This is a genomic window from Flavobacterium sedimenticola (genome assembly GCF_030053345.1).
Taxonomy (GTDB): domain Bacteria; phylum Bacteroidota; class Bacteroidia; order Flavobacteriales; family Flavobacteriaceae; genus Flavobacterium; species Flavobacterium sedimenticola.
On record NZ_JASGBP010000001.1, the window covers coordinates 673,670 to 699,887 of the forward strand.

18 protein-coding genes and 1 tRNA gene are annotated in these 26,218 nt (G+C 41.1%); 12 read left to right on the forward strand and 7 right to left on the reverse strand.

Annotated features, from left to right (window positions below):
- The first annotated feature begins 121 nt into the window (after positions 1-121).
- The 6 genes from QHT84_RS03085 to QHT84_RS03110 all read left to right on the forward strand — a co-directional run bounded on the left by QHT84_RS03085 (position 122) and on the right by QHT84_RS03110 (position 10,368).
- The gene (locus QHT84_RS03085) at positions 122-2,893 is read left to right on the forward strand and encodes a 2-oxoglutarate dehydrogenase E1 component (RefSeq protein ID WP_283238071.1); all 2,772 of its coding nucleotides are present in this window, start codon (positions 122-124) and stop codon (positions 2,891-2,893) included.
- A 183-nt stretch (positions 2,894-3,076) separates the two neighbouring features.
- Positions 3,077-4,306 carry a 2-oxoglutarate dehydrogenase complex dihydrolipoyllysine-residue succinyltransferase gene (odhB, locus tag QHT84_RS03090; protein WP_283238072.1) on the forward strand — a complete coding sequence of 410 codons (1,230 nt, stop codon included), beginning with the start codon at positions 3,077-3,079 and terminating at the stop codon, positions 4,304-4,306.
- Positions 4,307-4,519: 213 nt separating this feature from the next.
- Complete coding sequence (locus QHT84_RS03095) at positions 4,520-6,226, forward strand: helix-turn-helix domain-containing protein (RefSeq protein ID WP_283238073.1); 1,707 nt, start codon at positions 4,520-4,522, stop codon at positions 6,224-6,226.
- Positions 6,227-6,374: 148 nt separating this feature from the next.
- Entirely contained in the window at positions 6,375-7,742 is a 1,368-nt protein-coding gene (locus QHT84_RS03100) for a T9SS type A sorting domain-containing protein (protein WP_283238074.1), read from the forward strand.
- A 35-nt stretch (positions 7,743-7,777) separates the two neighbouring features.
- Complete coding sequence (locus QHT84_RS03105) at positions 7,778-8,884, forward strand: hypothetical protein (protein WP_283238075.1); 1,107 nt, start codon at positions 7,778-7,780, stop codon at positions 8,882-8,884.
- 248 nt (positions 8,885-9,132) lie between these two features.
- Positions 9,133-10,368 carry a TCR/Tet family MFS transporter gene (locus tag QHT84_RS03110; RefSeq protein ID WP_283238076.1) on the forward strand — a complete coding sequence of 412 codons (1,236 nt, stop codon included), beginning with the start codon at positions 9,133-9,135 and terminating at the stop codon, positions 10,366-10,368.
- On the opposite strand, the gene QHT84_RS03115 is transcribed toward QHT84_RS03110, so the two are convergent.
- Positions 10,343-10,780, reverse strand: coding sequence for a retropepsin-like aspartic protease (locus QHT84_RS03115; RefSeq protein WP_283238077.1), 438 nt, complete (start codon positions 10,778-10,780; stop codon positions 10,343-10,345). The genes QHT84_RS03110 and QHT84_RS03115 overlap by 26 nt on opposite strands.
- 104 nt (positions 10,781-10,884) lie before the next feature.
- Here QHT84_RS03115 and QHT84_RS03120 point away from each other — a divergent pair, with 104 nt between their 5' ends.
- The 4 genes from QHT84_RS03120 (at position 10,885) to QHT84_RS03135 (ending at position 14,019) form a co-directional block, all read left to right on the forward strand.
- Positions 10,885-11,655, forward strand: coding sequence for a TatD family hydrolase (locus QHT84_RS03120; RefSeq protein WP_283238078.1), 771 nt, complete (start codon positions 10,885-10,887; stop codon positions 11,653-11,655).
- Between the two features lie 64 nt (positions 11,656-11,719).
- Positions 11,720-12,856 (forward strand): 1-acyl-sn-glycerol-3-phosphate acyltransferase, encoded by a 1,137-nt coding sequence (locus tag QHT84_RS03125; protein WP_283238079.1) that lies wholly within the window; start codon positions 11,720-11,722, stop codon positions 12,854-12,856.
- A complete protein-coding gene (locus tag QHT84_RS03130; protein ID WP_283238080.1) occupies positions 12,846-13,874 on the forward strand; it encodes an asparaginase in 1,029 nt (342 codons plus the stop codon). The genes QHT84_RS03125 and QHT84_RS03130 overlap by 11 nt, the downstream gene beginning before the upstream one ends.
- A gap of 58 nt (positions 13,875-13,932) precedes the next feature.
- Positions 13,933-14,019 (forward strand) — tRNA-Ser (locus QHT84_RS03135).
- Between the two features lie 56 nt (positions 14,020-14,075).
- Here QHT84_RS03135 and QHT84_RS03140 read toward each other — a convergent pair.
- Positions 14,076-14,384, reverse strand: coding sequence for a hypothetical protein (locus QHT84_RS03140; RefSeq protein ID WP_283238081.1), 309 nt, complete (start codon positions 14,382-14,384; stop codon positions 14,076-14,078).
- 53 nt (positions 14,385-14,437) lie between these two features.
- Here QHT84_RS03140 and QHT84_RS03145 point away from each other — a divergent pair, with 53 nt between their 5' ends.
- The gene (locus QHT84_RS03145; protein WP_283238082.1) at positions 14,438-15,136 is read left to right on the forward strand and encodes a porin family protein; all 699 of its coding nucleotides are present in this window, start codon (positions 14,438-14,440) and stop codon (positions 15,134-15,136) included.
- Here the strand turns inward: QHT84_RS03145 and QHT84_RS03150 are convergent.
- The 4 genes from QHT84_RS03150 to QHT84_RS03165 all read right to left on the reverse strand — a co-directional run bounded on the left by QHT84_RS03150 (position 15,131) and on the right by QHT84_RS03165 (position 21,217).
- Positions 15,131-15,736 (reverse strand): hypothetical protein, encoded by a 606-nt coding sequence (locus QHT84_RS03150; protein ID WP_283238083.1) that lies wholly within the window; start codon positions 15,734-15,736, stop codon positions 15,131-15,133. The two genes, QHT84_RS03145 and QHT84_RS03150, sit on opposite strands and share 6 nt — an antisense overlap.
- A 10-nt stretch (positions 15,737-15,746) precedes the next feature.
- Positions 15,747-17,213: an RNA polymerase factor sigma-54 gene (gene rpoN / locus QHT84_RS03155; protein WP_283238084.1), complete on the reverse strand. Its 1,467-nt coding sequence runs from the start codon at positions 17,211-17,213 to the stop codon at positions 15,747-15,749.
- 78 nt (positions 17,214-17,291) lie between these two features.
- Positions 17,292-18,737 carry an asparagine--tRNA ligase gene (asnS, locus tag QHT84_RS03160; protein WP_283238085.1) on the reverse strand — a complete coding sequence of 482 codons (1,446 nt, stop codon included), beginning with the start codon at positions 18,735-18,737 and terminating at the stop codon, positions 17,292-17,294.
- A 59-nt stretch (positions 18,738-18,796) separates the two neighbouring features.
- Entirely contained in the window at positions 18,797-21,217 is a 2,421-nt protein-coding gene (locus QHT84_RS03165; RefSeq protein ID WP_283238086.1) for an efflux RND transporter permease subunit, read from the reverse strand.
- 185 nt (positions 21,218-21,402) lie between these two features.
- Between QHT84_RS03165 and QHT84_RS03170 the strand changes: the two genes are divergently transcribed.
- Entirely contained in the window at positions 21,403-23,673 is a 2,271-nt protein-coding gene (locus tag QHT84_RS03170) for a cation:proton antiporter domain-containing protein (protein WP_283238087.1), read from the forward strand.
- A 38-nt stretch (positions 23,674-23,711) separates the two neighbouring features.
- Here QHT84_RS03170 and QHT84_RS03175 read toward each other — a convergent pair whose 3' ends face one another.
- Positions 23,712-26,198, reverse strand: a complete 2,487-nt coding sequence (locus QHT84_RS03175) for a DUF5686 family protein (protein ID WP_283238088.1) — start codon at positions 26,196-26,198, stop codon at positions 23,712-23,714.
- Between the last annotated feature and the right edge of the window lie 20 nt (positions 26,199-26,218).

Here is a 26,218-nt window from a genome sequence, read left to right on the forward strand (position 1 = left end):
TTGCATCGCAATGTGTATATTTATTTAGCGTTATAAATGTACTAAAAACATTGAAAGATTATTACAAATGTCATACTTTTGCATCTGATTTTCTAATACTAAGATTATATAGCGATAAATCATGGATAGGTTTTCCTTTTTAAATGCAGCACACACCGAATTTTTTGCCGATTTATACGAACAATACCTTCAAAATCCCGACAGCGTAGAGCCAAGTTGGCGCGCCTTTTTTCAAGGGTTCGACTTCGGAATGACGACCTATAACGAGGAGCAAGCCGAAGGGCAGGTCGTTTATGCCTCAGACAGCAATCAGGATTGTAGCGTTGTTTCCGATAAATTGCAAAAAGAATTTAATGTTTTACGATTGATTGATGGCTACAGAACCCGTGGTCATTTGTTTACCCAAACCAATCCGGTACGTGAAAGAAGAACCTATTCTCCTAATCTCGATATTGAAAATTTTGGTTTGTCAACGGCCGATTTAGATACTGTGTTTGATGCCGCTAAGATTCTAGGAAAGCAACCCACAACGCTACGACAAATCCTCGAGCATCTTAAAAATATTTACTGTCAGCACATCGGTATCGAATACATGCATATGGAAAACCCGATTTTTGTGAATTGGGTACAAGAGCGAATCAACAGTAACGATAACCAGCCGAATTTTAATGCCGAACAAAAGAAACACATCTTGGGCAAGTTAAATGAAGCGGTTTCTTTCGAAAACTTTTTGCATACTAAATATGTCGGACAAAAACGCTTCTCACTCGAAGGAGGTGAAAGTTTAATTCCGGCTCTCGATGCCGTGATTGAAGCTGCAGCCGAAAAAGGCGTAGAGCATTTTGTAATGGGAATGGCACACCGCGGTCGTTTGAATACGTTGGCCAACATCTTCGGAAAACCAACCCAAGATATCTTCTCCGAATTCGATGGAAAAGACTACGATAAAGAATATTTCGACGGCGATGTAAAATACCACTTAGGGTTAACCGCCGAGCGAAAAACCAGTTCGGGTAAAAAAATCAACATTAACTTGGCACCGAATCCATCACACTTGGAGACCGTAGGTGCTGTGATTGAAGGAATTACCCGTGCCAAACAAGATAAATATTTCCCGGATGATTTCTCCAAAGTATTGCCTATTGCCGTTCACGGGGATGCGGCCGTAGCCGGACAAGGTATCGTGTATGAAATTATTCAAATGTCGCAACTCGACGGGTATAAAACCGGTGGTACCATTCACATCGTGATTAACAACCAAGTGGGCTTTACCACCAACTATCTCGATGCGCGTTCGTCTACCTATTGTACCGACATTGCCAAAGTGACCTTGTCTCCGGTATTGCACGTTAACGCCGATGATACCGAAGCCGTTGTACACGCGATGTTGTTTGCGTTGGACTTCCGTATGCAGTTTGGTCGCGATGTGTTTATCGATTTGTTAGGGTATAGAAAATACGGTCACAACGAAGGCGATGAGCCGCGCTTTACCCAACCGGTATTGTACAAAATCATTGCCCGTCATAAAAACCCAAGAGATATTTATGCCGAACAATTGATTACCTCGGGTATAGTCGATGCGGCTTACATCACCAAAATAGAAAACGAATACAAAGCCAAGTTGGATGAAAACCTACAGGCTTCTCGTAAAAAAGATAAAACCATCATCAAGCCGTTTATGCAAGATGAATGGAAAGGATTCGTACAGGTTTCTGATGACGAAATGCTGAAAAAAGTCGATACCCAATTCGATAAAAAGAAATTGGACGCCATTTTAGAAACCATTTCCACCTTACCGGCCGATAAAAAATTCATCAACAAGATTACCAAAATCGTTACCGACCGCAAAACGATGTACGACAACGACGCCATCGATTGGGGAACAGCCGAAACCTTGGCGTATGGTACGCTCTTGACTGAGGGATACGATGTGCGTATTTCCGGTCAGGATGTGGAGCGTGGTACTTTCTCGCACCGTCATGCCGTCGTAAAAGTGGAAGACAGCGAAGAAGAGGTAATTTTGTTAAATACGTTAAAAGACAAAAAAGGAAAGTTCAACGTCTTCAATTCGTTTCTTTCCGAATATGGGGTTCTTGGGTTTGACTACGGTTACGCCCTAGCCAATCCGAATGCCTTGACCATTTGGGAAGCGCAGTTCGGGGATTTCTCCAATGGCGCCCAAATCATGATTGACCAATACATTTCGTGTGGGGAAGACAAATGGAACAACCAAAACGGAATCGTACTCTTGTTACCGCACGGCTACGAAGGACAAGGCGCCGAACACTCGTCGGCCCGTATGGAGCGTTACTTGCAATTGTGCGCCCGTCACAATATGTATGTAGCCGATTGTACCACACCGGCCAACTTCTTCCACTTGTTGCGTCGCCAAATGAAAACGAAATTCCGCAAACCGTTGGTGGTATTTTCGCCAAAAAGTTTGTTGCGTCACCCGTTGTGTGTGTCCACTCGCGAAGAATTGTACAACGGTCAGTTCCAAGAAGTCATCGACGATACGTCGGTTGACAAGAAAAAAGTAAAAACACTGGTATTCTGTACCGGAAAATTCTATTACGATATTTTGGCCGAAAGAGAAAACTTGGGTCGAAATGATGTAGCTTTGGTACGCCTTGAGCAGTTGTTCCCGTTACCGGTGGAGCAATTGAAAGCTGTGATTGCGAGTTATCCGAATGCCGACGATTTCGTTTGGGCACAGGAAGAACCAAAAAACATGGGTGCTTACAGCTATATGCTCATGAATTTCGACTTGGTGCCGTGGCGTTTGGCTTCGTTAAAAGCCTATGCTGCACCGGCTGCCGGAAGTCACACGCGCGACAGAAGACGTCATGCCGATGCGATTCGTATGGTATTTGACAAGAATTTATTCCGTTAGGAGCTGATTCCCGCTGTCCGCTATATCTTTTGTTTTGTCCTTCGACTCCCGAAGTTTCGGTACAGGATAACAAAACAAAAGGATGCCGCTTCCATCGGGGCTAGATTTGAGATTAAGAGGAGAATGTCCGGTGGACATTCGGTAAAACTATAAAACCAATAACATAAACTAAAATATAGTAGTATGATTTTAGAAATGAAAGTCCCTTCACCGGGCGAATCGATTAAAGAAGTAGAAATTGCCACTTGGTTAGTACAGGACGGTGATTATGTAGAAAAAGACCAAGCCATTGCTGAGGTAGACTCTGATAAAGCTACCTTAGAATTACCGGCAGAAGCCAGTGGTATCATTACCCTGAAAGCTTCCGAAGGTGATGCAGTAGCGGTAGGTGCCGTGGTTTGTTTAATCGACACCGGTGCCGCCAAACCAAGCGGTGCAGCTCCGGCTCCGGCTGCTGAAGTTAAAGCGGAAGCACCGAAAGCAGAGGAGAAAAAACCAGAAGCACCCAAAGCGGCTCCGGCTCCGGCCACAACGTATGCGGCTCAAACACCGTCTCCGGCGGCTCGTAAAATATTAGAAGAAAAAAACATACAACCCTCTGACATCGTAGGCACCGGAAAAGGCGGACGCATTACCAAAGAAGATGCCGTTAATGCGGTACCTTCCATGGGAACGCCAACCGGAGGTAGCCGCGGTACCGAAAGAACCAAGTTGTCGATGTTGCGTCGTAAAGTAGCCGAAAGATTAGTATCGGCCAAAAACGAAACGGCGATGTTAACTACGTTCAACGAGGTGGATATGACGAATATCTACGCGTTGCGCGATCAGTACAAGGAAGAATTCAAAGCCAAACACGGTTTAGGCTTAGGCTTTATGTCGTTCTTTACCAAAGCGGTAACCCGCGCGTTACAATTATACCCGGATGTGAACTCGATGATTGACGGGCAAGAGAAGATTTCTTATGACTTCTGCGATATTTCGGTAGCGGTTTCCGGCCCTAAAGGTTTGATGGTTCCGGTTATGCGCAATGCCGAATTATTATCGTTCCGCGGGGTAGAAGCCGAAATTAAAAGATTGGCGTTGCGTGCACGTGACGGACAAATCACCGTGGACGAAATGACCGGCGGAACGTTTACCATTTCTAACGGTGGTGTTTTTGGAAGTATGTTGAGTACGCCGATTATTAATCCGCCGCAATCGGGGATTTTGGGGATGCACAACGTGGTAGAAAGACCTATCGTAAGAAACGGACAAATCGTCATTGCACCGGTAATGTATGTAGCGTTATCGTATGACCACCGTATTATTGACGGGCGTGAGTCGGTTGGATTCCTAGTAGCGGTCAAAGAAGCGTTAGAAAATCCGGTTGAAATTTTAATGGACAACAACCCTAAGAAAGCTTTAGAGCTGTAGGGTTTCTACCGCCTCGGATGAGGCGCCTATATATGTAAATCCCGTCTTGTTATAAAGAGACGGGATTTTTTTTTGGTAAAAAGGGTTCTTATTGCACTTTAAAAGAAGTACATCCGGAGAATAAAAACTATTCTTGAAGATAATTCATGAAAAGTATAGCTTATTATTTATTTTAGCGGACTAAATTTTTTTTGCATTTTTTTCCTTTTTCCCATGCATAAAATTATCTTTCATTTTGTAATGCTATTGTTTTTCTCTTCGGCCTTGGCTCAGGAGTTAAATGAACGTCAAATTAAAAAAACCCGATACATACAGGAACAACTCATTGCGAATCCCGATAAAGCCTATGCGGAAGCTTTGGCAATCAGTAAGGATAAAGACGAATTGTTTCGCTTTTTCGGCCGGTATTATGTGGCCAATTATTTTTACAATAAATCCGAGTTTACCAAAGCCAAGCAACAGCTCATGGCGCTTATCGCTACGATTGAGAAAAGCGATTTGGACAAATCGAGCAAAGTATACCAGGCTTTAACAGGCATGTGTGTCAACAAGCTTTTCTACATTCATAAGAATTTAGGAGAATATGACTTGGCCTTGTTTTACTTGGATAAATATAAAAAGCGGTTACCCAATAGTCATTTTAACGAGCAATATGGTTTAATCAAAGTGGCCATGGGTGATTATGTCAATGGTATTGCTTTGTTGAAGCAAGAATTAAAGACTTCGCCACACTTAAAATTGGGAGTAGGTGAAAAAAGGGTGATGAATAAAAAATTATTTGCCGATAAATACAATTTTATAGGAGAAGCGTACCAACAGTATTATATTCAATCCAAAAAAGCGGTTTACCTCGATTCTGCAAATCACCATTTCAATATAGCTGCTAATATGTTGCTGCAAGAGAACTTTTACCCCGAGTACACCAAAGCATTGTTGTATATGCGGGAAGCCAAAAGTGCAGCGCTAGCCGGGCATTATGTCCAATCGCTGTCGTTGTATCGAAAAGGAAAGAAGTATCCGGTGATTCAGGAACATATCAGAACCGTTCAGCTATTTGATTTAGGGATGGCCGATTGTTTTTATCATGTAAAACAAGTGGATTCTGCCTTTTTCTATTGTGAAAAATACATCAAGAGTTATCCCGTGACTAAAGTGTCAAAAGAAAATCTTTTGATGGCCTATAACATTATGACACAATGTTATAACGAGAAAAATGATGCTAAGAATGCGTATCGTTATGCCCAAAAGAGTTTGGCATTAATTCAATCCATAGAAGGCATCAAAAATAAATCGTTGAATTTTTTGCACAACTATGATTTGAATAAAATAAAAGAGGAATCGAATGCCGTTATTGCCGCAAAGAATTATTTCAAAATCTCACTTTTCAGTATTTTGATTGTTTTAGCCATCGTGGTTTTCAGTTTTTATTTTTACTATAAGGATCAGAAAGAAAAGCATTATCGCTTTTTAAAAATTATCCAAAACCTGAAAGACTCCAAAATATCAGGGATTGATAAAGCACCCGACAACACTACAGAAGCACAGCCTAAGCCCCTTATGGATGATGAACTTATTGATAAATTGGCGTCGGGGTTAAAAAAATTAGAGCAGAAAGAAGCTTTTTTAGATCCGAATTTCAAATTGGGTTTTGTGGCCAAAAAATTAAATACCAACACGGCTTATTTATCGCAATACTTCAATCAGGTGATGCAAAAAACCTTCTCAGAATATACCCAGGAATTGCGCATCCATTATGTACTCCAAAAGTTAGTTGAGGCACCGTATTTTCGCAAATATACCTTGCAGGCGATAGCCGAAGAAGTAGGCTATAAAGATGCCAATACGTTGGTCCGCGTTTTTAAAAAGCAAACCGGACTCTCTCCGAATTACTATATTGAAAAATTGGAAAATACCGAATAAGTCTTTTAAAATCAATAGTATACCTCTTATTTGATCAGCTGATTATTTATAAATAGTCCGATAAACAAATTGGTCTGACCGTTCTTATCGCATAGTTTTGGCGGGAATTCAATCAAACTTCAAAAAAGTTTCATCCAAAACAGCAAATATGAAAAGAACCATTACTATTTTATTATTATGTATATCATTACAACTATCTGCACAATGCTGGCAAAGTATTAGTGCCGGAGAGTATCACTCTTTAGCCATAAAAAATGACGGAACCCTTTGGGCTTGGGGTAGAAATGTATTATACCAATTAGGCGATGGCACTGATGTAACTAAAAACATTCCAACACAAATAGGAACAGCCAATAATTGGGTTAAAGTACATGCCGGTTATTCCTCTTCATACGGCATAAAAGCGGATGGAACACTTTGGGTTTGGGGGAGTAACGCTGGCGAAAAATTAGGTACCGGAAATACAAATTATGTTATAGCTACTCCTACTCAATTAGGCTCCGCTACCAATTGGTTAAGTGTTAGTGACGGATGGAACCATACCATCGCTTTAAAAACAGATGGTACACTATGGGCTTGGGGTAAAAATGAATACGGACAATTGGGCGATAACACCACGGTGAATAAACCTACGCCAACACAAATTGGCACAGCTACAAATTGGCAAACTATAGCAACGGGAATAAATCATTCTCTTGCCCTAAAAACAGACGGAACTTTATGGTTTTGGGGTTCGAGATTTAATATATATGGAACCTCTAATCAAAACAACAGTCCTACTCAAATAGGTACTGATACCAATTGGTTAAAATTAGCCGGAGGACAACACCATTGTGCGGCCATAAAGACCAACGGTACACTTTGGACTTGGGGCGAAAATTCAACCGGGCAACTTGGCGATGGAACAACTACTTACAGAACAACTCCTATTCAGGTCGGAACGGCAACGGATTGGTTAGAGGTATCCGCCGGTACTCGTTATACCATTGCTACCAAAAATAATCTTTCCTTTTGGAGTTGGGGTTATAATTATTCCGGGCAGTTAGGTCTCGGCACATCCGGGAATACGTCTGATGTATATATCCCAACGCAAGTGGGTACTTCTCTGGATTCAAACAAAATTTCTGCAGGAGGGTATCACGCCTTAGTCATCAATAATGATGGCTTTATTCGAGGTACGGGAAGCAATGTCACAGGTCAAATAGGCGACGGCACTTATGTACAAAAAAGCACATTTACTTACATTTCATGTTATGCTTCCGTACTTTCTAACGAAGATTTTGTCGCTAATGAGTTAAAAGTGTATCCCAACCCTGTTAGCGATATCGTTAACGTTTCATTTGAAAAAGCAATTACGACCGTTTCAATTTTCAATCTATTAGGGCAGGAAGTAATCTCAAAATCTTTAAATGCCAACGAAGCTTCAATAGATGTTTCTCGTTTGGCTTCAGGAACCTACTTGATAAAAGTGACTTCTGATAACGAAGTAAAAACATTGAAAGTGATAAAGGAATAATCTACACTATTAACCATTTTTTATAAAAACCAAAGATGAAAAAAATTATTTTGCTGGCTTGTATCGCGTTTACCGTAAGCAGCCAGGCACAGTTGTTAAACAAATTGAACAAAGCAAAAAACCAAGCCTCTCAAGCTTCAGAAGTGGTTGATAAAGCCAGTGAAGCCACTAAAGGCGGGAAAAAGAAAAAAGGAGGAGGCGGTTTCCCGACCGGTTTAAAACTAGATTGGACGATGTTCAAACAAACACCGGCCATAACCTTCAACTCGCTGCTTTACGGAACAGGTTCCAGCCCGGGATTAATTAATAGTTATACGGCCACTTTTATCCCGAATAAAACGGTTGACGGAAGAACAGTTCATGCTTTTTCGGATCAGTCGGAGTATTTAAGAATCAAAGTATTCAAAGACAACCAATACATGAACTATTTTGAATATTCGGGAGACCAAGTTTTTGATGACGGTAAGAAGACCAAGTTCAATGAGCCAAGCAGCCGTTACCAACGTGATGGCGAATGGGTAGGACATTCGGAATCCTTTATCACAGACTGGGGTCCCGGAAATTACCGATTGGATTTTTATGCCGGCGATAAAATGTTTTATTCGTTTGATTTTGAATTGGTGAAATTAACCAATAATGATCCGTATGCGGCGATGAATGAAATGTATGTGGTTCGTGGTCCATGGAATAATTTTGCCTATATGAATCATGCCAATACCGGAAACCTTCTTTTCGGGTTTTACATCACGCACGAAGAATTTATGCCGAATCCATCGAACAGCCGAAAAACAAATAAGAGCGTAAAATGGTCGGTAAACATGTTCAAAGACAACAAATTGTATGCGCAACACTACGGTAACGGACCGAACACCGCTCAAGTAGAGCAAGCCAAATGGAACGAAGTGCAGTGTGCGTTCAAATTAGTGAACAAACCGGGTGAAATTAAATTTGCCGATTTAACCGATGGTGCGTACAGAGTGGAATTGACTGTTGAAGGGGAAGCCAACCCAAGAATTTACAAGTTCACGGTTAAGGATAAAAAAATTGTACAAATTCCGGAGCAAGACCGAAGCAAAAATACCGACCCAACCCGACTTATTGAAGGATGGAATGACTTTTTTTGGATGAAATTGGAAAAGTAGTCAACAAAACTATAACAATAAATTAGTATAATTGTGGATGGCGGGCCCGACAGTAATGTCGGGTTTTGCTTTTTATCCGGGTTCCAAAAACGTTATAGTTTTTGAATGTTGTGTATAAAAGTCCCGTTTGGTCTTCTCAACGGGATTTTTCGTTTATTTGCAGAGCGCGTGAGTGATGGAAGCAAGTACCGCGTACTGCGGACAGCACGACCCGCCATGGGCGGGGCACGCCCAAACAAACCTATTTTATGAAAAAAAACCAAAAACAAGCGGCGATAGGCTTTATTTTTATAACCATGCTTATCGACATTACCGGCTGGGGTATTATCATTCCGGTAATTCCAAAGTTGATAGCCGAATTGATTCACGGCGACATTAGTGAAGCCGCCAAATACGGAGGTTGGTTGACCTTTGCTTATGCGATTACGCAATTTATTTGTGCGCCGCTCATTGGCAATTTGAGCGACAAATACGGCCGTCGTCCGATTATTTTGATTTCGCTTTTTGCGTTTGCCATGGATTATTTGTTGTTGGCTTTTTCGCCCAATATTTTTTGGTTGTTTGTAGGCCGAATCATTGCCGGATTGACCGGAGCCAGCATCACAACAGCGTCGGCTTATATTGCCGATGTGAGTACGCCTGAAACCCGCGCCAAGAATTTCGGGATGATAGGCGCGGCATTTGGTTTGGGCTTTATTATTGGTCCGGTGATTGGCGGTTTGTTAGGTCAGTACGGTTCCCGTGTGCCGTTTTACGCGGCCGCTGTTTTGTGCTTGCTGAACTTTTTATACGGGTATTTTATCTTACCCGAATCGTTGGCTAAAGAAAACCGACGTGCTTTTGAATGGAAGCGGGCCAATCCGGTGGGCGCTTTGTTACGGTTAAAAAAATACCCGACCTTAATCGGGTTGATTGCGGCTATTTTTTTGTTGTATGTAGGGTCGCATGCCGTGCACAGCAATTGGAGTTTTTTTACCATGTATCGCTTTGGTTGGGATGAAAAAATGGTGGGGATTTCGTTAGGTGTGGTCGGACTTTTAGTAGGGTTGGTTCAAGGCGGTTTGGTGCGTTTTACGAGTCCGCGTTTGGGAAATCAAAAAAGCATATACCTGGGATTGTCGTTGTACACCATTGGCATGGTATTGTTTGCTTTTGCCAGTGAAAGTTGGATGCTGTTTGCTTTTTTGGTGCCGTATTGTTTGGGCGGTATCGCCGGACCGGCTTTACAATCGGAAGTTTCGGGGCAAGTTCCGCCTAATGAGCAAGGCGAAATTCAGGGAACGTTAGCCAGTTTGATGAGTGCCTCTGCGATTATCGGTCCGCCCATGATGACCAATACCTTTTACTTTTTCACCCATAAAGAAGCCCCGTTTCAGTTCCCCGGGGCACCGTTTGTTTTAGGCGGATTTTTGATGTTACTCAGTACGGTTTTAGCGTATTATTCGATGAAGAAACATTTTACTTCAGGTACAAGCAATGGTTAAAGTAATCGATGATGCCTTTACCTTCGAGTAAGATATCCGCGCCGATAATCCCATCTACCGGTTTGGCTTTGTATTGCGTCAACGCTTCGTTTACATGAGTCATGTCAAAAATCACCAAATGCAAAGCCTCGGTTTTCCAGCGCCCTATTTTTAAGGTATTGTTTTTAGCGATTTGAGTGGTCATGCCCGTAGCGCCGGCACCTGCCGCTTTGGTTTTTGACTTCCCGGCTTTTAGATTAAATTTTTCAATACTGTTGAAACCCACACAACTGTTGGAAGCACCGGTATCTAAAATAAAGTTACCCGAAATACCATTGATGGTTGCTTTAATGAGCAAATGTTGGGTTTTAGATACTTTAAAAGTAATCTTCTTGTACTTTTCTTTTTTCAGTACTTCGTGCAAGTCTTTCATAATAGTGTATTGGTTTTCAAAAGTAATCTAAAATCCATTATACCGGAAAATTATCGGTAAACTTAGTACCTTAGCACCTCAGAACTTTAGTGCCTTACAGCCCAATGATTTTAACCGATACGCACACCCATTTGTATTCCGAAGAGTTTGCAAACGACCGAACCGAAATGATTCAGCGCGCTATTAACGCCGGTGTTTCTCGCTTTTTTGTACCTTCCATAGATTCTTCGTACACGCAAAAAATGTATGACTTGGAAGCACAGTTCCCGCAAAACATTTTTTTGATGATGGGATTGCATCCGTGTTATGTGAAGCCGGAATCCTATTTGGAGGAATTGGCGCATGTGGAAGCCGAATTATCAAAAAGAAAATTTCAGGCCATTGGTGAAATCGGAATCGATTTGTATTGGGATACATCTACCCTGGCCATTCAACAAGAAGCATTTCGTCGCCAAATTCGTTTGGCTAAAAAGTACCAATTGGCGATTAACATCCATTGTCGGGATGCTTTTGAGGAAGTTTTTGACGTTTTGGAAAGTGAAAAGAGTGATGATTTGTTTGGTATTTTTCATTGTTTTACCGGTGATGCCGCACAAGCAGAGCGCGCTATTTCACTGAATATGAAGCTCGGAATCGGAGGTGTCGTGACTTTTAAGAACGGGAAAATCGATCAGTTTTTAGATCAAATAGAATTGCAGCACATCGTGTTAGAAACCGATGCACCTTATTTAGCACCTGCCCCGTATCGCGGTAAACGAAACGAGAGTAGCTATACCTTGTTGGTAGCACAAAAATTAGCGCAAATTTACGGTCTGACGGTAGCCCAAATTGCAGAAATCACCACTCAAAATGCCAAAACTGTTTTTGGGATTTAACGCTGAAATCGTTAAAAATTGAGTTTTTTTTTGTTCATTTGTTTTCCTAAACAAACCCACAGATATGCAAAAATTCGACGCCATCCGTCCGTTTTACGATTCGGAAGTCAACTCCGCCCTGCAGGCCGTTGCTAATCACCCCATGATGAAAGCGTTAATGAATTTTGCCTATCCCAATGTGGAGGAAACGGTATGGAAAGAACAACTCAAACGCACGCATTCCATTCGCGATTTTCAAATCAATTTTGCCTATCAGGCGGTTCAAAAAGTACTCGAAAAAAGTTCTGACGGGTTGTCGACTTCGGGTTTTGAAACCCTGGAACCCAATACCTCTTATCTTTTTATTTCGAATCACCGCGACATCATTTTGGATACCTCGATACTCAACGTGTGTCTTTTTGATCACGGTTTGGTCATGACGGCTTCGGCTATTGGCGATAATTTGGTGAAGAAAGATTTTTTAAAAACGCTGTCTAAACTCAATCGGAATTTTTTGGTACAACGCGGTTTGCCGCCACGAGAGTTGTTGGAAAGCTCTAAGTTGATGTCGGAATACATTGCCCAGCTATTGCTGCGCGAGAATCGTTCGGTATGGATTGCCCAACGTGAAGGACGCACCAAAGACGGTAACGATGCTACGCACAGCGGTGTTTTAAAAATGTTAGCGATGGGTTCGGATGAAAAGGATCCGATGCGTTATTTTAAAAAGATAAGAATTGTTCCGGTTTCCATATCGTACGAATACGATCCTACCGATGCCTTGAAAATGCCGCAATTAATGGCTGAGGCTAAAGCCGAGATTTATGTCAAGGAAAAGAATGAAGACTTTATCACCTTGTTAAGCGGAATTATTGGTCAAAAAAAGAGAATCCATCTGCATGTTGGGAAGATTTTAGACGAAGAGATTGATCAAATTTGTGCCGAAAACGATAATTTTAACAAGCAGATTCAAGCCTTAGCGCAGGTCATTGACGACTCCATTTTGCAATCGTACAAATTGTGGCCGACCAATTATATTGCTTATGATTTACTCCATCATACCCAACAATATGCTTCTTATTATACGGAGGCAGAGAAATCCTTATTTGAGCGCCGATTGGAGATGCGTATCGATGTGAATAACGAAATGATGCGTGAGAGTTTTTTGGCTATGTATGCCAATCCGGTAGTCAATAAATCGAAATATCAGTATGGTCACTAAACCGAATATATTACTCATATATACCGGCGGAACTATCGGAATGATGAAAGATTTCGCAACCGGTGCATTGAAAGCGTTCAACTTTAAAAAATTACTGCAAAAAATTCCCGAAATCAAACAACTGGATTGTCATATTGAAACGGTTTCTTTCGAAAAGCCTATAGATTCCTCTAATATGAATCTGCAACAGTGGATTACCATTGCTACGATTATCGAGGAAGGATATGCGCGTTTTGACGGCTTTGTAGTTTTGCATGGTTCCGACACGATGTCGTATTCGGCTTCGGCTTTGAGCTTTATGTTGGAGAATTTGAGCAAGCCTGTCGTATTCACCGGTTCACAGTTGCCCATCGGAGATTTGCGTACGGATGCCAAAGAAAATTTAATCACGGCCATACAAATAGCCTCTTTGCAAACAAAAGGAAAACCGGTTATACAGGAAGTGTGTTTGTATTTTGAATACAAATTATACCGAGGCAACCGAACCACAAAAATCAATGCCGAGCATTTTAATGCCTTTTCGTCCCCTAATTATCCACCGTTGGCCGAATCGGGGGTTCATTTAAATATTACACCGAGCATTTTAGTGCAAAAACAAACGGTTAAAAAGCTAACGGTGCATAAGGAGTTAGATGACCGTGTGGTTATTGTTAAGATGTTTCCCGGCATCAGTGAATCGGTCCTCAATGCCATCATTAACATTCCCAATCTCAAAGGGATAGTGTTGGAAACGTATGGTTCCGGAAATGCGCCCTCAGAGGAGTGGTTTATTCAAATACTGAAGAAAGCGGTAAAAAGTGGTTTGCATGTAATAAACGTTACCCAATGTTCCGGGGGTAGTGTTAATATGGGGCAGTACGAAACCAGTACGCAGTTGAAAAACATTGGAATCATATCGGGAAAAGATATTACGACAGAAGCAGCTATTACAAAGCTGATGTATTTGTTAGGGCAAAATGTAGCACCGTCAGTTTTCAAGACTATTTTTGAAACGTCCTTACGCGGTGAAATGCAATAAGAATTTTGCAACACACTTTTATAAATCATTTTTTTTGTTGTTCTTTGCACCACGAATTAGAGAGGTGTCCGAGTGGTTGAAGGAGCAAGCCTGGAAAGTTTGTATGTGGGTAACTGCATCGAGGGTTCGAATCCCTTCCTCTCTGCGATGAAAACCGAAGTGAAAGCTTCGGTTTTCTTTTTACTGCAAAAAATGGAAAGTTTACGTTCTGATTTTTTGCAGTAAAAAGAAAATAGCCATTTCTAATGGCGGGTTTTCGACGACAGAATTCCCGTTGTGGATCACCGCAGGTAATCCCGAGTTTACGTTCTGATTTTTTGCAGTAAAAAGAAAATAGCCATTTCTAATGGCCGAGTTTTCGACGACAGAATTCCCGTTGTGAATCACCGCAGGTAATCCCGAGTTTACGTTCTGATTTTTTGCAGTAAAAAGAAAATAGCCATTTCTAATGGCCGGGTTTTCGACGACAGTATTCCCACTGCAGTTTACCGCAGGTTCCCGTTTCAGCAAACCATTGTGTATTCCGTTGAAAAAATGTACTTTCGCTATTCACTATACAGTTTATGCGGATTAACTATTTTTTTTGGGTTTTCTTAGTAACACTTGGCGTTTGGGCTCAAGGAGTGGAGAAAGATTTTGACGCCCCGGATTCGCTTTACCGAGAAGACCAATTTTATCTCAACATTACCTATAATACCTTACAAAAAGGACCGGACGGTTTGCGACAGAATAAATTATCGCCCGGATTGGCTTTTGGTTTTTTGCGAGATATGCCGTTAAACAAAAAAAGAACGGTTGCTGTTGCCGCGGGTTTAGGGTATTCATTGGCCATTTACAATCACAATTTGGGAATAATTCCGGTCAACAATCAATCGACCTATCAAATTTTTGATTCGGAAGTGATTACGTTTTCAAAAAACAAATTATCCCTGCATTATGTCGATGTACCGATTGAGTTCCGTTGGCGCAACTCTACTCCGGAAAGTCATAAATTTTGGCGTGTTTATACCGGTTTTAAACTCAGTTATTTGTTCTCTAATCAATACAAATCAGAGACTTCACAAGGGAATTTCAACCAAAATAATCTGGAAGATTTAAATCGTATACATTACGGCGTATATGTCACTGCCGGTTGGAATACTTGGAATATTTATGCCTATTACGGTTTGAACTCCTTATTTGACGCGTCGGCCGAGACCAACGCTAACGAAAAGGTTAACATGAATACGGCCAATTTCGGCATCATGTTTTACATTTTATAACCAAACGGCGAGTAGCCCTATTTGTGGAAGTAAGCCACATAAAAAACCAATCGTCAGTTCTTTATAGGTATGGGCGTTCATGGTTAGGCGAGAAGACGCAACCAATCCGTTCAGCACTACAAAAAAAGCGACTAAATGTACCGTATTCATTTCGTTTTTCAAACTCAGCCCAAAGATAAAAACGGTAAGCGCACTAATGCCAATCATGTGAATGCTGGCTTTTATTTTGGCAAATAAAAAGAGAAAAGCAATGGCCGCACTGATGATTCCACCCAAGAAAAAATAGTGTAACGATTCGAACGATTCGGCCGTAATACTTTTTTGGACTAAAACCGACAACAGACAAATATGCAACACCAGCGGAATTTTGCGATGAGAAATATCTGAGAGCATAATGCTTTCTATTTTGCCGAAAGTTCGCAGCAAATAAAAAAAAGCGATCGGCAGTAAAAAAGTGATAATGATTATTTGAAGAAACAAAATCAGGTATTGTCCCGGTGTGAAATACCGTTCTTCCAGCAGCACATAAAAAAAAGTCCCGAATAAAGGCACAAAAATAGGATGCAGCGCATACGAGAAAAACGGAAGTAATTTTTTCAAAACATTTTTTTTAAATCTTCTTCCTCATTCGGGCCACCGGAATATCCAACAATTCGCGGTATTTGGCAATGGTTCTTCGGGCAATTGGATACCCTTTTTCTTTTAAGATTTCTGCCAATTGATCGTCGGGTAGCGGTTTGCTTTTGTCTTCTTCTTCGATTACGGTTTTCAGAATTTTTTTGATTTCCAAAGTGGAAACGTCTTCGCCTTGGTCGTTTTTCATGGCTTCCGAGAAGAATTCTTTGATGAGTTTCGTGCCGTAAGGGGTATCCACATATTTGCTGTTGGCTACACGGGAAACCGTAGAAATATCCAACCCGACCAAATCGGCTATATCTTTCAATATCATCGGTTTGAGCTTGGTTTCGTCGCCGTCGAGGAAATAGTCTTTCTGGAAATGCATAATGGCATTCATCGTCACATAAAGTGTTTCCTGACGTTGGCGTATCGCATCGATAAACCACTTGGCCGAATCCAGTTTTTGTTTGATGAACTGTACCGCATCCTTTTGTTGATGCGACTTGTCGCGGGAGTCTTTGTATGTTTGCAACATTTCCTGATAATCTTTGGAAACGTGTAACGTAGGTGCATTTCTGCCGTTAAGGGTTAATTCCAATTCCCCGTCCACAATTCTAATGGTAAAATCGGGAACGATTTGTTCTACTACGCGACTGCTGCTGTCAAACGAACCACCCGGTTTTGGGTTTAGTTTTTCGATTTCTTCGATGGCTTTCTTTAGGCGCTCTTGCGTAATCTCGTATTTCTGCAGTAACTTTTCGTAATGTTTTTTGGTGAAGGCTTCAAATTGATTTTCAATAATATTGATAGCCAACTCCACGGATTCGGTAGGTGTTTTGTGTTTCAGTTGCAACAACAAACATTCCTGCAAATCGCGAGCACCAACACCGGCCGGTTCTAATTCATGTATAACGTGTAATATTTTTTCAACCGTTTTTTCATCGGTATAAATTCCTTGAGTAAACGCCATATCGTCAACCATATCGGGGATGCTTCTGCGCAAATAACCATCATCATCTATACTGCCGACCAAAAACTCAGCGATTTCACGTTGCTCATCCGTTAAGATAAAAGTATTCAATTGATTGATTAAATCCTGATGAAAACTCACCGGTGCCGCAAAAGGCATTTCGCGGTCGTCGTCATCGTCGCTGTAGTTGTTGGCTTGTAGTTTATAATCGGGCGTTTCGTCGTCGCTCAGGTATTCATCGATGTTGATTTCATCGGCATCAATACTGTCGTTGTCGTCGAATTCATCGTAGTCGTCATTGTTGTCGAATTCGTCTTTCTCATACAATTCCTCTTCTTCTTTACCGCTTTCCAAAGCCGGATTCTCCACCAATTCCTCTTTCAGCCTTTGTTCAAAAGCTTGCGTAGGCAACTGAATTAACTTCATCAGCTGGATTTGCTGAGGCGATAATTTCTGGGTGAGTTTAAGATTTAGAAATTGTTTGAGCATTTTTTGTCGTATGTTGTAAGTTGTTGGTTGTGAGTTGAAGTTAACATAGAACCTACAACTTACAACCCAAAACATTTTTTAAAATTCTGCATTTTGCGGTGTTCTCGGGAACGGAATCACGTCTCTGATGTTGGTCATTCCGGTTACGAAAAGCACCAACCGTTCAAAGCCCAATCCGAAACCGGAGTGTACAGCCGAACCAAATCGACGCGTGTCTAAATACCACCACAATTCTTCTTCATCAATGCCGATAGCTTTCATTTTTTCGACCAAAACATCGTAGCGTTCTTCTCTTTGCGAACCACCCACAATTTCGCCAATACCCGGGAATAAAATGTCCATGGCGCGAACCGTTTCTTTACCCGGTTCGGTATTGTCGTTTAAACGCATGTAGAACGCTTTAATTTTAGCCGGATAATCAAACAAAATTACCGGACATTTAAAATGTTTTTCTACCAAGAAACGTTCGTGCTCACTTTGTAAATCGGCACCCCATTCTTCAATTAGGTATTGGAATTTTTTCTTTTTATTCGGCGTTGAATCTCTCAAAATATCGATGGCTTCAGTATAAGAAACGCGTTTGAAATCGTTGTGCAACACAAAGTTCAATTTCTCTAACAACGCCATTTCGCTGCGTTCCGCTTGTGGTTTTTGTTTTTCCTCGTCGAGTAATCGGCCTTCAAGGAATTTCAAATCGTCGCCACAACGGTCAACGGCATACTTGATAACGAATTTAATGAAGTCTTCCGCCAAATCCATATTGTCGGTCAAATCGTTAAACGCTACTTCCGGCTCAATCATCCAAAATTCGGCTAAGTGGCGCGAGGTATTCGAGTTTTCCGCACGGAAAGTCGGTCCGAAAGTATAGACCTGACCCAAAGCCATGGCATAAGTTTCGGCTTCTAACTGACCCGAAACGGTTAAGTTGGTGTGTTTTCCGAAGAAATCTTCTTTGTAATTGATTTGTCCGTCTTCTGTTTTGGGTAAACTGTCTAATGGCATAGACGTTACTTGGAACATTTCGCCGGCGCCTTCGGCATCCGCTCCGGTAATAATCGGCGTATTCACATACACAAAACCTCGTTCTTGAAAATAAGTATGAACCGCGTGAGCTAATACCGAACGCACACGCATGATGGCGCCGAATGCATTGGTACGCACACGCAAATGGGCATTTTCTCTTAAGAATTCCAACGAGTGTTTTTTAGGCTGCATTGGGAATTTCTCCGCATCGCAATCCCCTAAGATTTCCAATTGGGAAACCTGAATTTCATATTTTTGTCCGGCACCCTGACTTTCCACCAATTTTCCGGTTAGCGCCACAGCCGTTCCGGTGTTGATTCTTTTTAAAGTGGTTTCGGGGGTGTTTTCAAAATCAACCACACACTGTAAATTATGAATCGTTGAACCATCGTTCAACGCAATAAACTGATTGTTTCTAAAAGTTCTTACCCAACCTTTTACGGTTACTTCATAGTTCGTTTGCTCGCTGCTCAGTAAGTCTTTAACTTTCGAATGTTTCATTTAAATATCAGATTTTATAGGTAAATAGTTGCTGCTCTTATTTTAAACGCAAATATAAATTATTTATTGCTTTTTTCTAACTCGTCAATCTCCTCATCGGTATGTTCCAGGATGTCGATGGTAGGTTCGGGTAATTCCTGTTGGTTGGCCAAGGTTTTGTTCAGTGAAAGCACCAAAGAAGGCAGTAAGACCAAATTGGAGAGCATTCCGAAAGAAAGCGTCAAGGCTACTAAGCCACCCAAAGCAACGGTACCTCCGAAGCTCGATAACATAAAGACCGAGAACCCGAAGAACAGTACAATTGAGGTGTAAAACATACTGATTCCGGCATCGTCAAAAGTGGCGAAGACTGATTTTTTGATTTTCCAATCGTTACGCGACAACTCCAATCGGTACTGCGCTAAAAACCGCAGTGTATCATCTACCGACATGCCAAAAGCGATTCCGAAAACCAAAAGGGTAGACGGTTTCAGCGGAATGCCCAAGAAGCCCATTAAACCGGCGGTCATTAATAAAGGCAACAAATTCGGGATAATCGAAACCAGTACCATTTTAAACGAACGGAACATAATAGCCACCAATCCTCCGGTTAAAAAGAAAGCAAACAGTAATGACGACAGTAAGTTGTCTAACAAATATTGGGTTCCTTTTTGAAATACCGAAGGTTTTCCGGTAATGATGACTTCATACCGCGGTGACGGAAAGAGTTTGTCTACTTTGTTGCGTATATGTGCTTCAATATCCTCCATTCTTTCTCCGTTTTCATCCTTGATAAAAGTCGTCATACGGGCAATACGACCATCAGTAGTGATATAACTTTTCAGTTGGTTGTCTTTGGCATGTTTGAGCGAATTCTTGATATACGGCAACAAAAAGATTTCTTCCTGAGCCGAAGGCAACGCGTAAAAATCAGGGTTACCGTTGTAATACGCCTGATTGAAACTTTTGGCAATATTGACAATGGATAAGGGTTTAGACAATTCGGGCACATCCATAATGGTTTGTTCCAATTCTTCCATGCGGCGCAAATTGCTGAGCTTCATAGCGCCGTTTTTGCGTTTGGTATCAATCATGATTTCCAACGGCATCACCCCGTCAAATTCTTTTTCAAAGAAACGGATATCCTCAAAAAAAGCGGTGTGTTTCGGCATATCCTCTATGATACTGCCGGAGACTTTTATTTTTCCGATTCCGATAATTCCGAAAACCAGCAAGCAGATAGCTGTGATGTACACTCCTAATCGGTTGTATTTTACGGTGTTGACAATCCATCGTAAAAAGGAAGTCAGCGATTCGCGTTCCAAATGGCCCAAGTGTCTCGGTATGGGCGAAGGAATATAGCTGAAAAATATCGGAATCACCAACAAACTCAGCGTATAAATAGCCAAAATATTAATTGTAGTTATGACTCCGAACTCACGCAACAGCACATTATTGGTGGCTATAAACGTAGCAAAACCAACGGCAGTGGTAATATTGGTCATCAACGTAGCCGTTCCTGTTTTGGTAATTACGCGCTGTAAGGCCTTGGCTTTGTTTGAATGTTTGTGGTATTCCTGGTGGTATTTGTTGATAAAGAAAATACAATTCGGAATACCGATGACGATGACTAAAGTCGGTACTAAAGCGGTGAGCACTGTGATTTCGTAACCCAACCAACCCATCAGTCCGAAGGACCACATAACCCCTATAATCACTACAATTAAGGAGATTAAGGTGGCGCGGAACGAACGGAAGAAGTAAAAGAAAATTAACGCTGTTATCAATAAGGCTGCGCCAATAAACAGCCCAATTTCGTCTATGATGGTTTTGGCGTTCAGCGTTCGAATGTACGGCATCCCCGAAGTGTGCAAGCTGATACCGGTAGCTTTTTCAAATTTTTGAATAGCCGGAATCAAGTCGTTTAATACGTATTCTTTTCGGGCTTTGGTATTGACAATTTTTTTATCGAGATAAATGGCTGAGCGAACGGCACCGGTTTTTTTATTGAAGAGTAGTCCTTCGTAAAACGGAAGCTTGGTGAACAATTCTTTTTGAATACGCTTCAGGTACTGTTGGTCTTGGATTTTAGTAGGGTCAACTAAAGGTTTTAGCTCAAAGGTTTCGAGGGAATCATTTTTGGTGAGTTTCTGTAAATTATCCACGGAAACTACCAAACTGACTTCCTTGTGCGATTTAATGGTATGCATTAATTCGGTCCAAGATTGGAATACTTTGGGCGAAAACAGGTGTTTGTCTTTGGTCGCAATGACAATTAAATTACCTTCTTCCCCAAAATGAGATAAAAAGGTATCATAGTCAACATTAACTTTATCATCAGCGGGAATCAGGTTGGCTTCGGTTTGGGTAAATCGAATGTATTTCCATTGCGTAGACAACAAAATCGTAATTAAGATGATGCTGACCAAAATAATAATTCTGTTTCTGAGAATAATTCGGGCTATAAATTCCCAAAAACCAATACCTAACAACTTTTTCATAAATCCGCAAATGGGTTGCAAAGGTAATTAAAACCCTAAAAATAAGGGGTGATTCTAATAAAGTTTTTCTTAATTTAACAACGAATTAAGAATGCGTTTTAAATAATAGTTAAGCGATAAAAAAAATAGTTATAATTAAGCCCTTTTTTAGCATCTTTGTTAAGCAAAAAACACAATTTTTTTAGATGAGAAAACTCAAAAATACACTGTTCTATTTAATCATCACCGGCGGTTTTACCTATCTGATGTATTGGATAGTAGAGCAAGGAAAGTTGCTGGAAGTAGGGCGTAAAATTGTCTCACCTTCTTCTACTGACAGCGAATGGATACAATTTTTGAGTTCGCTTTTTCACAATCTGAAACATCCTTTGGCCCTTTTACTCATCCAAATCATCACCATCGTTATTGTGGCCCGGGTTTTTGGTTGGATTTTCAGAAAAATTGGCCAGCCTTCGGTTATTGGGGAAATCATTGCCGGAATTGTCTTAGGGCCATCGTTATTCGGGTTGTATTTTCCCGATTTAAAAGAAGTGCTTTTTCCGGTTGAATCCTTGGGGAATCTTCAGGTATTGAGTCAGGTTGGACTCATTCTTTTCATGTTTGTTATCGGAATGGAGCTCGATCTCAAAGTGCTCAAGAACAAAGCCAATGATGCCGTTGTAATCAGTCACGCCAGTATCGTCATTCCGTTTGCCTTAGGTATTGGATTATCGTATTTTATTTACCATCAGTTTGCGCCCTCGGGTATAGAATTTTTGTCTTTCAGTTTGTTTATGGGAATTGCTATGAGTATTACGGCTTTTCCGGTTTTAGCGCGCATTGTTCAGGAACGCGGGATGCACAAAACCCGCTTGGGCACTATTGTCATTACGTGTGCCGCTGCCGATGACATCACGGCTTGGTGTTTGTTAGCAGCCGTAATCGCCATAGTAAAAGCCGGTAGTTTTGTGAGTTCGTTGTATGTGATTGGTTTGGCCATACTCTACGTCTTGATGATGCTTTTTGTGGTGAAACCGTTTTTGAAAAGAGTCGGAGAGTTGTATGCCAAAAAAGACAACATCAAAAAATCAGTAGTAGCCATCTTTTTATTAACCTTGATGGTATCGGCCTATCTTACCGAAATTATCGGAATTCACGCTTTGTTCGGCGCTTTTATGGCCGGAGCCATTATGCCCGATATTGCTAAGTTTCGTAGCATCATTATTGAAAAAGTTGAAGATGTTGCGGTTATTTTATTGTTGCCGTTGTTTTTTGTGTTTACCGGATTGCGCACCGAGATCGGGTTGATTAACGAGCCGTATTTGTGGAAAGTTACCGGTTGTATTATTGCGGTGGCAGTGGTTGGGAAATTTTTCGGAAGTGCTTTGGCTGCTAAGTTTGTCGGACAAAGTTGGCGCGAAAGTTTAACCATCGGTGCCTTGATGAACACCCGTGGCTTGATGGAATTGGTAGTGTTGAATATCGGTTACGAACTCGGGGTACTTTCGCCTCAAATATTTACCATGATGGTGATTATGGCTTTGGTTACGACGTTTATGACCGGTCCGGCGCTCGATATTATCAATTTTATTTTTAAAACCAAAGATGTGATTATACCGGGAGAAATTACCAAAAACTCCAAATTCAAAATTCTTATTTCTTTCGGAAACAATGAAAAAGGGAAATCACTGCTGCGTTTGGCCAACAGTTTGGTGAAAGCGCAACCCGAGTCTTCCAATGTAACGGCTATGCACCTTACCGTGAGCGATGAAATGCACGCCTACAACATTGAAGACTACGAAAAGGAGACCTTTGAGCCGATTGTTAAAGAATCGAAAAAACTCAATCAGGAAATTACCACCATATTTAAAGCAACCGGAGATATTGAGACGGATATTGCCGATGTCGCCTTTGAAGGCAAATACGATTTGGTGTTGGTAGGTTTGGGAAAATCTATATTTGAAGGTACCATTTTGGGAAAAGTGTTAGGCTTTACGTCGCGGATGATTAATCCCGATCGCTTGTTGGATAAGTTCAAGGGAAAAGAAGGGTTGTTTGAAAACTCTCCTTTTGATGACCGAACCCGACTCATCATCTCCAAAACCAAAACACCGCTGGGGATTTTAATTGATAAGGATTTGCAAAAGGTGGATAAGGTGTTTTTAGGAATGTATGGCGTTGGCGATGTATTCTTGATTGATTACGCGCAAAGATTGATGCAAAATAATAATTCGGAAGTCACCATTTTAGTCGATACCGATTACACCAAGAACAACTTCTTAATCCAAAATTCTCTCGAAGCCTTAGAGCAAAAACACGGAGAGAAGTTTGATGTATTCGAACCCAAACAAATCAACAAACCTTTTTTAGCACAACAGGATTTGGTGATTTTCAGTCTGGAAACCTGGAAAAAATTGGTAGACGATCAGGTGTCGTGGTTGCAGGATATTCCTTCGGTGTTGATTATTAAGCCGTAAGTAGTGAAAGGTCAATAATCTTTCTAAGGGTTGGTTCGCTACAAACCTAAGTCCAATACAAAACTCAATTTTAGCGCAATGTTGTCTTCAAAACGCGCCAATTGATACGGACCGTAACGGTAAAATCCGGTCAACCCGAAACCTTTATAAATCTGATTCAATTCGATACCCGATTCGAAAAAGCCATCGTTCAGGGTTTTGTACGTGATACCGATATGTTGTTGCGGATTTTTTAAATCGCCCCACGCCATTCGGCTCACCAATACCAAGGAAGGCCGCACTTTTTTAAACAACTCAATGCGTTTAAAACCGTGTTTGAATTGCAACATCACAAACTCACTCGAGAAGAACTCATTGAAATACATCGTCTCAAAACTGTTCTTACCTGCTATGGTTATGCGTTGCAGCAAGTTGTCTTTGGTTAAATTATTGGGCGAGGAATTGTACAAATGGGTAATCGGCACCGCACCGTTTACATATCCGGCCTGAATCAACACCGTTGATTTTTGACCGTTTAAATATTTTTTTTCGTATTCTATTCTGGCATCTACTTTGGTAAACTCAAAATCGTTATTGAATAAATTGGCCACCGATTGGGTAAACTGAAACGTAAATTTCGGGTAGCGTTTTTCGAATTCAATTTTGCCGTTAGGCGTTTGCATATAATCACTAAACGGATTCCATTGTATCGAAACCATGGCCATCGTCATACCAAATTCGCGATACAAACGGTCGTTATTCAAGAAAGTATAATCGAACAAAGGTTGAATATCGCTGTGTGTTAACTGCCAAATGCTTTCGGTTTTGGGGATAATCTTGGTTTCTACAAAAGCGCGCCATGTTTTGTGATTGTAAAAGGTACTGATGTTAATAGGTCTGGGATCGTAGAGTTTAAAAACACGCTTGTCGATGGCAAAAGTGGTACTCGCAATCTCTCGGAGATCATCGGTAAACGAACCGCCAATCCACGAGTTGGAAAAGTTACCTATGCGAACGGCGCCACCCAAATGGTATTTGCTGTCGTCGTCTTTTATACCATAAGCGGTATAGCCTTCCAATCGGAATTTTTTGGAAAAAACCTCGTTGGTAATGCCGCCAATCCCTAATCGAAAACCTTCGTAATTGTTGTAACTCAACAGGTAGCGTAAATCAAAATCAAACGGTCCGAAAGGCAGATAACCGTTGATAATCTTGCGCCCGAATTTGATTTTCTTTTCAATTTTTTCTTTGGTCACCAAACTGTCCAAAGCCACGTATGTTTTTTCGCTTCTTACATCCAAACTGTCGAGGCGATAAGCCTTCCAAAACGTTTCCTCTTTTTGATTGGCATTAGGTCGGACATCAATGGCGATGTACGATTTTTTAATTTTTAATTTCGGATTGATTTGCAAATCAAATACGCGCATCTCCGATGCCAAATAGGTAAAATCAGAAGCATTTTTTCCTTTTGTATCCTCATCGCTCTCGGCGGCAAACTCAATACGACCGCCTAAAATGGAGGTGGGCTCTTTGCTTTTTCCTTTACTGATTTTGAAATCCTTCCGAACCGGAAACCAAACTTTTTCCTCGGGCAAATAGTCAAACTCATGAATCCCGGTAATATTCAATACGCCTCGGATACGCATCACGGCTTTGGCCACGGCAAAATTTTCACGGTCAATATATAATAATCCCTCGAGACCTTTCCGACTAATCTTATTGTTGAAATAAAGGACCCATACTTTTCGGTTGCCGAGTGTAACCGTATCTAAAATTTTATACCGATATTCCTCGAGTGCGTTGTCACTAATCGGACTTTTATACTTGGTTTCAAACAGTTCGTATTTGTCGTCATATACCGAAGCCGATTGCAGACTAAAACCTAAAAGCTCGTAAATGGGTTCTTTAAATCCGGCCATTTTGGTCCCGATGATGGTTTCCTTTACTACCGGTTTTTCAAACTGAAAAACCGATACTTTTTCGGTTAAGAACAAATGCTGTTTGGTGATGATTTTTTTGAATTTGTAATCGGATGAATCAATTTTGAAGCCTTTTTCTTTGGCTGAAAAATCCGTAAAAAGGGTGTCAATTTTTCCCGAAATCGAATCGGGATTGGCGGTTACCAACAGTTTATTATACGTTTTATACTGAAAGGTGTTTAGCTTTTGAAGCGGATTGTTTTGGTTTTTCAAGCGAATGACTTCTCTAATAACCCGATGCGCTAATGTGGTATTGGAAACGATTGCCTCTTTCATTTCTTCCGTTCTTGGTACAAGCAGTAACGTCAGAAACTTTTTTTGTTCAAACAAGGAATAGGATTGGGTAGTGTAACCCACATAAGAAACCGTCAGTGTTTCGGGAGCTTCGGGTAATAGTAAGTTGAATTTACCGTCCACATCGGTAATCGTGGTGAAGCCTTTTTCGGTTTTCAGTGTGGCAAAAGGTAATGGTTTTTTGGTTTCGGCATTTTTAACAATACCGTTGACTTGAAATTGTGCCTGAAGCGACAGGGAAAAGAAGAACAGTAAATAGAGGAATCGCTTCATTAGAAAGTGTTTGGCTCAAA